General features: G+C 45.5%; 14 protein-coding genes. 9 read left to right on the top strand and 5 right to left on the bottom strand.

From position 1 onward, the window contains the following. The first annotated feature begins 178 nt into the window (after positions 1-178). The 8 genes from MARGE09_RS10235 (at position 179) to MARGE09_RS10200 (ending at position 8,968) form a co-directional block, all read left to right on the top strand. Positions 179-940, top strand: a complete 762-nt coding sequence (locus tag MARGE09_RS10235) for a hypothetical protein (protein WP_236987235.1) — start codon at positions 179-181, stop codon at positions 938-940. Continuing rightward, the gene (locus MARGE09_RS10230) at positions 940-3,771 is read left to right on the top strand and encodes a conjugative transfer ATPase (RefSeq protein ID WP_236987234.1); all 2,832 of its coding nucleotides are present in this window, start codon (positions 940-942) and stop codon (positions 3,769-3,771) included. Before MARGE09_RS10235 ends, MARGE09_RS10230 begins: the two co-directional genes overlap by 1 nt. A gap of 13 nt (positions 3,772-3,784) precedes the next feature. After that, positions 3,785-4,033, top strand: coding sequence for a hypothetical protein (locus MARGE09_RS10225; RefSeq protein WP_236987233.1), 249 nt, complete (start codon positions 3,785-3,787; stop codon positions 4,031-4,033). Further along, positions 4,034-4,453 (top strand): DUF1525 domain-containing protein, encoded by a 420-nt coding sequence (locus MARGE09_RS10220; RefSeq protein WP_236987232.1) that lies wholly within the window; start codon positions 4,034-4,036, stop codon positions 4,451-4,453. A 185-nt stretch (positions 4,454-4,638) separates the two neighbouring features. Then, positions 4,639-5,574 (top strand): TIGR03756 family integrating conjugative element protein, encoded by a 936-nt coding sequence (locus tag MARGE09_RS10215; RefSeq protein ID WP_236987231.1) that lies wholly within the window; start codon positions 4,639-4,641, stop codon positions 5,572-5,574. A 25-nt stretch (positions 5,575-5,599) separates the two neighbouring features. After that, positions 5,600-6,970 (top strand): hypothetical protein, encoded by a 1,371-nt coding sequence (locus MARGE09_RS10210; RefSeq protein WP_236987230.1) that lies wholly within the window; start codon positions 5,600-5,602, stop codon positions 6,968-6,970. Beyond that, the gene (locus MARGE09_RS10205) at positions 6,963-7,292 is read left to right on the top strand and encodes a hypothetical protein (protein WP_236987229.1); all 330 of its coding nucleotides are present in this window, start codon (positions 6,963-6,965) and stop codon (positions 7,290-7,292) included. Before MARGE09_RS10210 ends, MARGE09_RS10205 begins: the two co-directional genes overlap by 8 nt. A 2-nt stretch (positions 7,293-7,294) precedes the next feature. Next, complete coding sequence (locus MARGE09_RS10200; RefSeq protein WP_255711970.1) at positions 7,295-8,968, top strand: conjugal transfer protein TraG N-terminal domain-containing protein; 1,674 nt, start codon at positions 7,295-7,297, stop codon at positions 8,966-8,968. 57 nt (positions 8,969-9,025) lie between these two features. On the opposite strand, the gene MARGE09_RS10195 is transcribed toward MARGE09_RS10200, so the two are convergent. From MARGE09_RS10195 to MARGE09_RS10185, 3 genes are all read right to left on the bottom strand, one after another. Then, positions 9,026-9,322, bottom strand: coding sequence for a hypothetical protein (locus tag MARGE09_RS10195; RefSeq protein WP_236987227.1), 297 nt, complete (start codon positions 9,320-9,322; stop codon positions 9,026-9,028). 127 nt (positions 9,323-9,449) lie between these two features. Continuing rightward, entirely contained in the window at positions 9,450-10,067 is a 618-nt protein-coding gene (locus MARGE09_RS10190) for a hypothetical protein (protein WP_236987226.1), read from the bottom strand. 150 nt (positions 10,068-10,217) lie between these two features. Beyond that, on the bottom strand, positions 10,218-10,967 hold the full coding sequence (locus MARGE09_RS10185; RefSeq protein WP_236987225.1) for a SprT-like domain-containing protein: 750 nt from the start codon (positions 10,965-10,967) through the stop codon (positions 10,218-10,220). Positions 10,968-11,020: 53 nt separating this feature from the next. On the opposite strand from MARGE09_RS10185, the gene MARGE09_RS10180 reads away from it, so the two are divergent. After that, a complete protein-coding gene (locus tag MARGE09_RS10180) occupies positions 11,021-11,188 on the top strand; it encodes a hypothetical protein (protein ID WP_236987224.1) in 168 nt (55 codons plus the stop codon). A 120-nt stretch (positions 11,189-11,308) separates the two neighbouring features. On the opposite strand, the gene MARGE09_RS10175 is transcribed toward MARGE09_RS10180, so the two are convergent. Next, positions 11,309-11,734: a hypothetical protein gene (locus MARGE09_RS10175; protein WP_236987223.1), complete on the bottom strand. Its 426-nt coding sequence runs from the start codon at positions 11,732-11,734 to the stop codon at positions 11,309-11,311. After that, positions 11,731-12,267 carry a hypothetical protein gene (locus tag MARGE09_RS10170; protein WP_236987222.1) on the bottom strand — a complete coding sequence of 179 codons (537 nt, stop codon included), beginning with the start codon at positions 12,265-12,267 and terminating at the stop codon, positions 11,731-11,733. Before MARGE09_RS10170 ends, MARGE09_RS10175 begins: the two co-directional genes overlap by 4 nt. Positions 12,268-12,280 lie beyond the last annotated feature (13 nt).

Raw genomic sequence — 12,280 nt, 5'->3', positions numbered from 1 at the left:
CGATAAAAGGTGCTACTTAGGGGACTGCGTAGCTACAGCATGGCCAAGAGCCACCCGACAGCTGATCACTGTCGACATAAGGGTAAAAGCTGTGTCAAACAACCCTACTCGCCTCCGCTTTTCCGAAGCAATAGGGCGGGCTGCTTCCCAATTTTATGACACATAACGGTGCGGATCAATGACACACAATGAATGCAAAGAGGTGCTTAGGTTTTGCGTTGCCAAGGGCATTGGGCTTCACCACGTCGTTACCATGCTAAGCCAGGCTCTCGATGTATCGCTTGGCGACGTGGCGCGTAAAAGCGGCCATAACAGAAATACACTCTATAACGCGTTAAAAGGCGTTCAAAATCCCTCTGAGTCACTTAAGCGTCACGTATCCGAGGCTTTAGGAATAGACCCGTGGGACGCGACTCGTGACCTGCTCGTTGCCGATACGGCGGCATGGACTCCCTCGCAACTGGAGAGCCTGTACACACTGCATGAAAAGCATCGCGTGCCGTCGCGTATTACGTTCATGCTCGCTTTACGACTCGTCAATAAAACCAAGGGTGATTGCGCACAACACGTGAATTATGAGAGATACCCGTTCAATGGCCTTATCAGTGGAAGCGATGCGCCGACTACAACACAACGTAAAAAACTGTGTGCTTTTACGGGGTTTGACCACTTTGCATTTGCGGCACAAGCAGGCAACCAAAATCCTACAAAAGCCACGTTAAAAGCGCTTTTTGAGGCCCATCGGTCCTTGCACGTTCCGACCACTTATACCACGTCAATGATGGGACAGTGGATCGGCACAACGCTCAGCACCATCGCCACGACGATCGGCTGTCCTAGCGCCGAAGTTCAAAGAGCGATTGCCAATAAAACACGCGCCTCCAGCGCATTGCGTGATTACTTTAAAACAACCTTTCACTTTGATCCTTGGGAGCAATAATGGGTATCAACGCTGTATTAAGTGATTTTTTCTTAAAAGGATCGCCCTTAACGGGAGATAAGCCCTACACGAATGACGATGCTAAAAAGGGCTACAAAAAGAAACCGTCAATCACCGGTAAATTACCGTGGCTCGATATCGTCGATAACAATAAAATTTTACTCGAAGACGGCAAAAGCGTGGCTGCCGTTTTTGACGTTACGCCGGTGGCCACAGAAGCACGCTCGGAGGCACATTTAAAATCCATCCGAGATGGTATCAATCGGTTTGTAACGGGCACCTTTGAAGAGCTAGGGGTTTCGCCCTGGACCGTACAAATATTTTCGTGGTGCGACACCGCAATTTTTCGGGAGCTGCCTGATGAAATGCTCGCGTATGCGAAAAAAGTTCACGCAGACAGAGATGCGGAAATTGAGCCCTACACAGAACACTTCATTAACAATGTCTACCGGCCTCACGTCGAGCAGATGTCGAGTGGTCAAGGGATATTTATTGATGACCTAACAAAGCGGCCCTGGGGAGGTTCAAAGCGAAAGGTCCACATCGTGTTCTATCGCCGCTTTACTCACGCCATTAAACGCCGAAAAAAGATGACTGCCGAAACGGAGCTCGATACGCAGTGTAAAAGATTGAGCGAAATGATGATGGCTGCGAATATGCGCTGTGAACGACTAGACGGTGAGAATATTTGGAATTTCCTGTTCCGGTGGATGAACCCCAACCCCAAAATCACCAACGGCGACCGCGATGCGTGGTTAAAGCAAAACCCGTACATTAAACCGGAAGAGCGCACTGCAGAATTCGATCTAAGCGCTGCGCTATGCAGTGGCAATATTGAATCCAATAAAGAGACTCAGAATTGGTACTTCGATGGCATGCCGCACACCGTGGTATCCATTGAGCGTATGGATCGAATTCCAGAGATCGGGCAGCTGACAGCTGAACACTACGCTAGCCGTGAAGAGATGACCGGTGCGAACGCGCAAACAAGTTGCTTTATTGATGACTTGCCTGAAGGCTCAATTATCTGCATTACCTATGTAATTAAACCCCAGTCTGAAATCCGTACGCATTTATCAAAGCTCAAGAAAAATGCAACGGGAGACTCAGCAGAAGCGAGAAAAACGCGAGACGAGATTAAACTTGCTGAGCGAAAGCTACTCAACAACCACAAGCTGTACCCCTATGCCATGTGCATCGCGCTGCGCGGACGAGACGATGAAGATATGGATGATCGAATTGTTTCTGCCGACTTACTTCTGCAGAAGAATCACCTCAAAGTCATCGACCCCGAGTATGACCACTTCCGGCTAGATCGTTATATTCGCATGCTGCCGTGCGCTTATGATGTTTCGCTCGATCAAGTGGAGCTTCGCCAACGCATTATCTACACCGATCATCTTGCCAACTTATTACCCTTCTACGGGCGCAGCACTGGATCAGGAAACCCCTGTATTGTCGCCTCAAACCGTGGCGGTGAGGGCTTTTGCTTTGACCCCCTCGGGCCTGACCGCCTTAAGAACGCACACTTATTTTTACTCGGCCCTACTGGAGCCGGTAAATCAGCAACATTAGTGCTGCTACAGATGATTATCACTGCAATCCATAACCCACGGTGGGTTGTCGTTGAAGCTGGTAACTCTTTTGGACTCCTTAGCAATTGGCTCAAGGCCTGGGGAAAAACGACTGTTGATATTGTTTTCAGGCCTGGCGTTGCCCCATCGATCGCGCCGTACAAGCCCGCCCTATCCCTCGTTGATAAACACGGCAACATTCTTCAATACGATTCGACTATCGAAGAGGTTTTGATCGGAGAAGAAGAGATCGACGAAGCCGATGACGGTTCGATTGAGCTTGATGATGTGAAGCGCGATATTCTCGGCGAGATGTTGATTATTGCTCGACTGATGGTCACCGGTGGGGAAGCAAAAGAAGAGCAATTCATGCGTCGTTCAGAAATTAGCTTTTTAAAATCGGCTATTCTCAATGCCGCTAGCGAAGCGCGACGAAACGATAAAGAAGATTTATTAACCGAAGATGTAATTCGTAATTTACGAGAACTAACTAAACAGTATCCAAGCCAAGCGCAAAGAATTAATGAAATGGCGCAGGCAATGGATTTGTTTACAGATGGTTTTGCTGGGGAGTTATTTAACCGCCCGGGGGAAACACTACCGGACGCGGACTATATCCGTATCGAGATGGGCCAATTAGCCAGCAGCAATGACACTAACGATAAACTATCCGTTGCCTATATCTCAATCATTAACCAAGTGATCGATCGCGCACAGCGAACACAACGTGATGGGCGCCCGACAATCAATTTAACCGACGAAGCACACGTCATTACGTGTAACCCACTGCTCGCGAAATACCTCATTGTGGTTTCGAAGCTGCTCGGCCGGCGCATGGGGTTGTGGCTCTGGCAAGCCACGCAAAACATGGAAGATTACGTCGGCGAGTCCAAGAAAATGCTCGCGATGTTCGAGTGGTGGATGTGCCTAAAAATCGAGAACGAGGACTTAACGAATATCGAGGCTACGCGATCGATCACTGAGGATCAGCGAACCATGATGCTCAGTACCCGCAAACAGTCACGTGCGTACACGGAGGGCGTTGTCATGAGTGATAACGTTCAGGGCTTATTCCGCATTGTGCAACCTGCACTATGCCTGGCTCTCGCCATGACCAACAAAGATGAAAAACAAGATCGCTATCGCATGGTTAAAAAACACGGCGTCACTGAGACCCGTGCAGCGGAAATGATCGGCGAAATGCTATTTGAGGAACGGCGTAAGCACGCAGAAAAAATGCTCTCAAACTCACTTTAAAAGGAGCGAGGTTATGGCGGTTGTAGCAATTATTAAACGCGGAGAAAACAACGTACCAGCGCTAGTGGAGCGAATTAATAAAGGGGAGGAGTTCTGCTTTGTGGTTAACCAGAAGGTGCTCCCTTGGCATATAGCGCCGGCAACAGGCAGAGAAAACCTTAAGTATTTTGAACCCGAAATCCGTGCAGCCGGCGGTGACCCAAATGCAGCGCCATTGCGCAAGAAACATAAGAAAAAAGTGGTAATGGAGGTTTTCGAATAAATGAAAGTATTTAGCGCAATCATGGCCTTACTCTTAACCTCAAGAGTCGCAACGGCCGAGCCAATGAGCGTTGAAATATTTGCGGATGGTGAAGTTTTAACACCACTCATTACAAATATGAAAATCATCGCGTATGACCTAGACGAAATCACCTATATGAGGCAGAACGCACCAACTTTCAAACGCGGTAGCGTAGAAGCATCGAAAGATGCCGCTTATGAATGGCTCAATTCAAAAGATTTTCAAAGCTATAAACAGCAGGTTATGAGAGTAAGGTATCCACTAATGCTCGTCTCGAAATATCAACTGTCAAAAATTCCAGCAATTGTTTTCGATAAAGGGAGTTACGTGATTTACGGTACGACAGATATTGAGCTTGCGTTACAGGAGTGGAGCCGTTTTATGGAGAATACAAAATGATACGTATTATCACCATAGTAATTTTTCTATTTATCTCGCCTCAAATATTCGCGTTTGATACACATGCTGAGTGGGTAGCAAATGAATTAGCGCAAGAAGCGAACTGTGAACAGCAAGGGGGTACGTATACTAGAGGAAGACGAACAATATTAACTGGAAAGATAATACAACATGGGCATTGTGAATTGCCTGATGAAGATGAGGATACTTGGAGCATTATAGAAGAAACATTGAAGTGTGATGATTGCTTCGATTGGTCTTTAATGGGCGTTTGTTTCTGGCTCGATATTGAAGTAATACCACCTAGCGCAACGGTTAGAACCTCTGCACTCGTTAAAAACTTCTTACCCGATTTCGTCGTCACTGCTTATAGCAATCAATCGCCCTATCCCGAAATGGGCGGAATAGTGAAGCGGGAAAATGGCGCAATACAGACAGAGAAAAATGATACCTATGTTGGTACGAACGAAATTGATACCAATTTGGATTTTAAACACGTTGATATTATCACCAACCCAGCAATCCCCATTTATAACCAAATAGGGGATTCATTTTCGTGGTCCTGTAAATCGGTAGAAAAGATTCCGTATTTTCCTCATTACGTGAGCGACAAAGACCCTGCATGGGAAGCACCAATTGTAGAGCAGCTTTATCCGCAAGCTTTACTGGGTTTCCCCCGCATGAGTCGCCTACCCCATTACTGGGGGCCGATATACCCGCGTACAGGATGGACAAGCCTCCCTCATGACGCCATGTCCGCGCTGGTAGTTGCTGAACGAGCATCAGAAATTGTGACTGGCGGATTTAGTGTCCATGTATTCTTTCCCCCTGGTAACGACTGCGGAAACAAATGCTGGCCACCAGATCCCGTTAAGGTCGATGACTGGGAAAATCGATTTCAACAAATTTACCCATCGGAACATGTCGATACAGACGCGGCTCCACTACCCCGTAACGCATCATGGATTAACGGTCGCGAATACCCAAATCAAAAATATGCGTGGGTACTCTGGCGGCGCTATGAATGCTGCAAAGAAGAAGGCGAAATTTTTATTGAACGCGTAGTTATCGATGGTGATTACGGCGGCAATGGTCGTGGCCATGAAGCCGGCAGACATTAATCATTAATTGAACGGAAATTAAAGAATGAAAACATTAACCAAACTATGCTCTATCGCTGTGCTAACCGCTCAATTGGGCGCAGTATCACAGGCATACAGCCAAGAAGTATTACGCCCCATCGGCGCTGATAATTGGTTTTACGAGATGGGCGGTGGTGATAGTTATCTCGCATACCGCCAAACAAATCGCACGAATTTTAATTTTGGCGTTGGAGCAGACTGGCGGCTGTTTAGGGGATGTAGTTTTGATCCTAGAGGGTCAATTAGCGATTCTTTCAGTGATATTCAAGAAAACATTTACGGCCTCGCGGATAACTTAGTAGATTCAGCTCCGAGTATGCTGCAAAGCTGGGGGCTATCAAAGGTACAGGAGGCTTATCCAACATTATACGATTTTGTAATGAATGGAGCTAAAGATTTGCAGCAAAAATTCCAAGTTGCAATGAAATCGTGCCGCGACTATCAGAATGATCTCAACGCTAAGCGTGACCCCTCCTCTGGCTGGATTTCATATGGGAAGTCTGGCGCATGGGCAAGAGCATCTGATGATGGTGACAACCCCATCAAAGCCGACCAGATCATTGATGAAGAAGCTGGCGAGCACGGAATCACATGGATAGATGGCGAACAGCGTGCAGGCAAAGATACAGATCCAATACAAGTCATTTCAGAAGTTACTACTAAGGGCTACACCCATATTACCGATCCTGGCAGCGGCGCGATCGTCGGTGGTGGTAACCCCCTCGGAGCAGGAATGGATAATCCCTCGATGGTTTTTCAGAATGTGGAATCGGCTAGAGACTGGACGGTATCGGTAGTCGGGGAGCGAGAAGTGTCAATGTGTAAAGAGTGTGATCGATTAAAGACAACAATGGGTCAAGGGCTTCGTCTGAAACTTGTTGAAGAGAAAGACGAAATCAGCTCTAAGATGAATAGTGTCTTAAATAGTGCCAACCCCTCGCTTGAAGAACTTAATTCCGTAAGCGTGCCATCTATGGGCTTTGTGATGACAGATTACATGGTTCGATCAATCAAACGCTTAGAAGATTACGAGCGCGAAATATTTACACAAAAGTTGATTAGTGACATTTCAATGATGTCAGTTATCTCAAAAGCATTGACCGCAAGAGATATTCTAAAAGTAGGAATGCAGGAGCCTAACGTTATGGCCAACGAAGAAGCGATGACTAGCCTGCGAGATGCCAAAGGTGTACTCGATGATGAAATTAATAACATCATGTTCGAAAGCGAGGTCCGTAAAAAGCTAATGAGCCAAACCGCGCTCAATCTTAATCAGCTCACAAGCGCAAGGAAAAGCACCCCAGAGCTTCATGAAATTCGAAATCCCACGACGGAGTTAAATGGACTTAAAGCTGGAGCAATGAAAGATGAATAACGTACGGCGCTTAAAAAGCATAAAGTGGTTGATATATGGGATTATTGCGCTACTGACGGCATTAGTTATTTCATTCGGCATTGTAGCTCCAGAGAGCGTAAAAGCCATCTCTGCATTCAACGCCAACCAGTCACTTGCTTTCGTGTTACTACGCCTAGGGCTTTATATTGGGCTTTATGTTAAATGGAAAAGCATTGTGAAATCATTTAAAACTGATGTACCAGAGCATCGAATTGTGCAATCAAGAAAGTCGATGCTAAGTATCATTGTGATCTATGAAATATTGGTTGGGTTCAATATCTTTAAATTGATGGGAGCCTAACAATGCCCGTTGGAAGCATAATTGAGCTGTATACCACAATGCTCGGATGGTATATGTACGATGCACTGTGGGGACTGTTAACCGGCACAGGATTGGTATTAGCGCCGTTCGCCGTTGCTATCATTCAAACACTGATTAAAGGGTCAGAACGGGAAGAGCATAAAACCGGTGATTTTGTTAAAGCGCTCGAAATCCGCATCTACACAATGCTGGCAGTGATGATTATTGCCGCTCAGCCACTGGTAACCCTACAACCGACAAAAATGGTATTTAATGATGTTTACTGCGAGCCTGCCGGAACAGACATTAACCTCATCGATAAAAAGACAGAAGAAACCATCTTTGATGATGCAGGCAACACAGCAGGTAACGCATCAAACCGTTTCATGAGCACAATCAACGGCAGTGTTATTAATATTCCATTATGGTGGTACGTGGTTTCCAATCTATCAAATGCCGTGGCCTACAGTTTAAAGATGGAACTTCCCTGCAATCCCGACTTTAGATTGATGACTTCAGGAATATCAAACGCAAAAATCAAAGACCCCAAGCTTCTACGTGAATTAGAACAGTTTCAGGATGACTGCTGGAAAAAAGCGGTCGTCACGTATTTGAAGGACAGCAAGGACCCAAGCTTCACGATACCTAACACCATCAGTAACGTTGAGCAGGACATAAGCTGGCTAGGCTCTAGGTTATTTTTAACGCAGGCGCAGTATTATCCCAGTGAGCGTTCATCGACACCCAACGAGCATCTCTTTTGGAGGGAGACAGTTGATGGACCAGCGGCTTCCAAAGAGCAAACCGGAGACCGCTGGATTCCTTTCTGTCACGAATGGTGGTCAGAGCAGTACTCAGCTAGTGGTATTGAGAACGGGCTTCGTGAGCGAACTCTTGATCACATCAAAACGGAAGAAAATAGCGATTGGCTTAAATGGCTAGAATACTGGGCTGCGAACGCGACAGGAATGACCTCTACCGCAAGTCTTGATGACTACATACTCCTGCTAGCCTTAAAGAACGATGCCAAGCTCACAAATGGACTCAGTAAAAATTACGAACAACAGAAAAGCTTTATGAATCAAAGCCTTGATACGCTCTCAGACATCGTCGCCTATGGGGGAATCTTCTTCAAGTCTATACCGAACAGAGCCGAGGCCAATACCTATCGCGCAGCAGCACCCGTAATCCAGGCATTGATCATCATGTTATTTGTCATGTTCTTGCCATTACTCATGAACTTTATGCTTTTTGATATTGGAAAGGTACTGGGAATAACGGTGATACTTTTTTCAGTGATTTTTTGGGGCTACTTATTTGAGTTAGCAGAGTACATCGACAACTACTTGATAAGCTCGTTAATCTCTGGGTTTTCCGACACAAGCTTAAACGAAGATGCGCTAGCAGCTGCAAATGGGATCAGCAGCTTAGGAAGTAATATGTCGAGTGATGATAGTCTTGCATTAAGTGTTTTGAAATGGATTTCAAGGATGAGCTACATACTAATCCCTGCTGTATTTACTGGCCTTTTGGGAATGGTAGGGTTCAATTTTTCATCAGCGATCACTGGGGCAATTGGCAACATGGGCAGAGGGAGCGCTAACGCAGCCTCGAGCGGCGCAAGCCAGGCTCAATCGATAGTATCAGGAGGAGTTAGGAAAGCGGGGCGTCGTTGAAGTGAGCATGCCAAAGAGCCCATTAAAAGTGGCTCTTTGGTATAAATATAGTGTAGCTTAAAGCTTATCGTAAGAGTCAAATTTCATGGGGGACTTTTCGCCTGTACGCATATTAACAAAAAGCGTACCGTCCTCATCCGACTCATCGTCGCTAGACTCTTCATTTTCAGAAGCTGCCCCCAAAGATAATACTTTTCCAACAACAATTACCGCAGAGAAAGTCACCGCTATAGCTCCCCAGATAATCCTGAGGGATAACATGGAATATTTATCCCAATCAATGCGTTTCAATAAAGTATATAGACTCAAAAATCTTGAGGTTACAGCCGAAAGCAGAGCTGCAGACGTTTTCATAGTCCCCGTCCTTTCTTTAATTACTAAAAGAATCAAATCCCAAAGCCCAGATTAGCTGCAAATGACATTAATGACAACAACATGATCAAATTTCACCCAAAACAACACCAAAGAGCCTTGCCGTGCATTAATTTATCTCCATAGCGATTTCGACAGAAATCGTATCGAGCTGACTTAAATAAGGCGCTAGAAGGTCTAAAGTGGCCAAGTGTTCGCTTGCGTCAGGATACGAGTAGAACCTTGGCTCAATGAACATATCGTACTGCTCAATAAAACGCTGCCTGATAGATTCGACTTCGGATAATGCATTCTCTAGATAACGATCAGCAACTGTGGAGGCGCCGTAGTCATTATGTATATTGATTATGACCGGCTTCACTTGAACAATAAAAGAGTCCATTTTCTCTATATAATATTTAGCCCACAAATCAACGAGTTCTAGCTCGGTTCGATCTGGAGAATCAGGGATTCTATTAGCATGATCCTCGAAAGATTGAAGGTAAAAGACGTGGCTTTTTTCAAGCGTTACGGCCATCTGCTGGTGCGCAAATGAATCGTAATTTTCCTCATCCCAAACCCAAACTTGTGGGTTTTCACCCACACACTCTTCGTAAGTACCGCCGCAGGACTTCAACGCATCATCAACTGTTCCTGGCACTCCACCTGCACTATCGCCCCCACCGCTACCACAAGCTGTTAATGAACCCGCAATTAAAGCTAGAGCTATCAAATTAACCTTTTTCATGTTTATATCCAAATAATAGAGTGTCAGAATAAAATCTACTTAATTAACGAATTTAACCGGAGCATACCCCGTATCCATAGGGCCAACCAGAGCCCCTGGTGCCACTATCCTCCAGAGAGCGCCGCTTATTGTAACGACCAATACAATATGTCACGAAGCACTCTCAACAAGTTCTTGATCACAGCTTAAACAGGCCAACCTTAACCCTGGCTTACCCCATACATTCGAACTACAACCTTCACAAGAGTACCTTGACTTAACCTTGCCTTTTGCGGGCTTAACATCAGCAAAGACTTCTTCACCAACAACCTGATCAAGTGACGACGAAAGGCGATCCAATGATTCAGGCTCCAACTCCAAAGAATTGATGTAAGACGCGCCCTCCTCGCTCAAAACTGGCGTATAGCTTTCCGCCTGCCGATCTACCCAGGGCAAACCAAAGCCACCTTTCACCAAGACGTCGCACTCACGAATAAAGGCGCCTCCTTTCAGAGGGTAATCATTCATCTTTTGTCCCGTCCGAGCGCCACCGGGCAAGCCTGTAGTAGAGGGCATTAACCCTATGGACTCCATATGATCTGCCCACTCTTTATTGTGATACGCAGTTCTACTGGGGTTGCCATAGCAATGCTGAAAACAGTGCGCCATCTCGTGACAAAGGGTTTGAAACACCTCTAATAGCGCCGCCCTGGCGATATACGCGGGATTGATAGCAATTTCATGGCATCGATCACCGCCAACTGAGGTCCAACGCTCGAGACTAAAATATCCCATTACATTTTTTTGGCGCTGAACAGTAAAAAGTACCTTGGGTAACTTACCCTCAAACAATGTTGCATTAAAATGGTTGTACGCGTGCTCAATAGCACCATATAACGCACTTGTAGGACCTTCATTCATTTCGACACCAACGATCTAGTTAACACAGTAATTATTGTATCGTACGATACAATTTGCAACAACAAAACAAGGCAAATTTGAGAAAGCCGCACGATAAAGGCATTTCAGCCTTACCAGCAGACTCAACTGAATTACCACTAAAAATGAAATATTTACCAGCAAATAGGGCTGCATTACCAGAGATTTCGAGAGCATTACCAAAGAAATCAACAGGATGGTAAGGCTACAGTAAAAACAATTGCTTTTGACCACTACAAAATATGTATCGTACGATACAAATAGAATATAAAAAGAAGCGCTCAACATGAGCGCTTAAAAGTTGAAACCCGAGCAAAGAAACATCACATTGAACTACCTGTCGCAGAAGCAATCGTTGCACAGAAGCTTTCAATGACCGCCTTCTTCGGCGAAGACACACCACCGGATAGCGCGTAACTTAGAGATATCCTTGTACCAGTCTCGGCATTAGGCTCAAAGATGATATTGAGCGGGGCTGTCTTACCCTTACCGTACGATACCGTTTGCGACGCGGTGAGAACACCAGCCTCTTTGTCAGATGAAACAATATTCCATCCATCTTTAGCAATGTGTCGATAGACGCTAGAGTGCGCATCACCTACGGTCACGCCCTCAATATTTGCCCAGGTCTTGAAGGTAGTCCCCTTAAAGAACCCTCCCTCCTTGGTGAAGTTAGTCTCGCATTGGTCAGCGGCGAATACTGGTAACGCCGTGACAACCAAACCCACCATCATCACTATATTTTTCATAACACTTCCTTTTTGTATTTTGGGTATCCAGACAAAGAAAATAAGGCCCTAGAAGCCTCTTCAATGCTATCTGGAAGCTTCTCGAACTCATCCTGCCCATAATCTATATAAACGATGTCAATCAATTCATTCTTAAATAAAGGCTCAATCAGGCCGCCAACAATTTCATCGGCACGGGTATCTTTATAAGAGCACCACTGAGGTACAACTCTAAATAAACCATCACTTAGAAATAACGAACAGTCTAGCGTCGCTTTTACCGCTGAATTCTGATCTGTACGCCTGCCTATATAGATACAATCAATGTCCGCTTTAGAAAGCTTGTCCAAGATAACGTAAAAATCAGGATCTGAAGTATGTTCAATGGCCTCGACACTACCTCCACTCTCCCTAAGCAATCGATTTATTTGATTCGCGAAACCTCTAGGCTGTAGACGCCTTGCAACACTGACTACACCTGCAAACTCTAGACTACAAGACTCCCCTCGAGTATCTATCTCACCAAACAAAACATCTTTTTTTACACCTTTCATAGACTTTCCTTAC

Source organism: Marinagarivorans cellulosilyticus (genome assembly GCF_021655555.1).
In the GTDB taxonomy this organism is placed as follows: domain Bacteria; phylum Pseudomonadota; class Gammaproteobacteria; order Pseudomonadales; family Cellvibrionaceae; genus Marinagarivorans; species Marinagarivorans cellulosilyticus.
The sequence above is the reverse complement of the archived record's forward strand: the minus strand, read 5'-3'. Positions and strand labels throughout refer to the sequence as shown.

Coding starts and splice junctions, on each gene's coding strand:
- MARGE09_RS10235 (WP_236987235.1), top strand. CDS start 179: ATGACACACAATGAATGCAAAGAGGTGCTTAGGTTTTGCGTTGCCAAG.
- MARGE09_RS10230 (WP_236987234.1), top strand. CDS start 940: ATGGGTATCAACGCTGTATTAAGTGATTTTTTCTTAAAAGGATCGCCC.
- MARGE09_RS10225 (WP_236987233.1), top strand. CDS start 3,785: ATGGCGGTTGTAGCAATTATTAAACGCGGAGAAAACAACGTACCAGCG.
- MARGE09_RS10220 (WP_236987232.1), top strand. CDS start 4,034: ATGAAAGTATTTAGCGCAATCATGGCCTTACTCTTAACCTCAAGAGTC.
- MARGE09_RS10210 (WP_236987230.1), top strand. CDS start 5,600: ATGAAAACATTAACCAAACTATGCTCTATCGCTGTGCTAACCGCTCAA.
- MARGE09_RS10205 (WP_236987229.1), top strand. CDS start 6,963: ATGAATAACGTACGGCGCTTAAAAAGCATAAAGTGGTTGATATATGGG.
- MARGE09_RS10200 (WP_255711970.1), top strand. CDS start 7,295: ATGCCCGTTGGAAGCATAATTGAGCTGTATACCACAATGCTCGGATGG.
- MARGE09_RS10195 (WP_236987227.1), bottom strand. CDS start 9,322: ATGAAAACGTCTGCAGCTCTGCTTTCGGCTGTAACCTCAAGATTTTTG.
- MARGE09_RS10190 (WP_236987226.1), bottom strand. CDS start 10,067: ATGAAAAAGGTTAATTTGATAGCTCTAGCTTTAATTGCGGGTTCATTA.
- MARGE09_RS10185 (WP_236987225.1), bottom strand. CDS start 10,967: ATGAATGAAGGTCCTACAAGTGCGTTATATGGTGCTATTGAGCACGCG.
- MARGE09_RS10175 (WP_236987223.1), bottom strand. CDS start 11,734: ATGAAAAATATAGTGATGATGGTGGGTTTGGTTGTCACGGCGTTACCA.
- MARGE09_RS10170 (WP_236987222.1), bottom strand. CDS start 12,267: ATGAAAGGTGTAAAAAAAGATGTTTTGTTTGGTGAGATAGATACTCGA.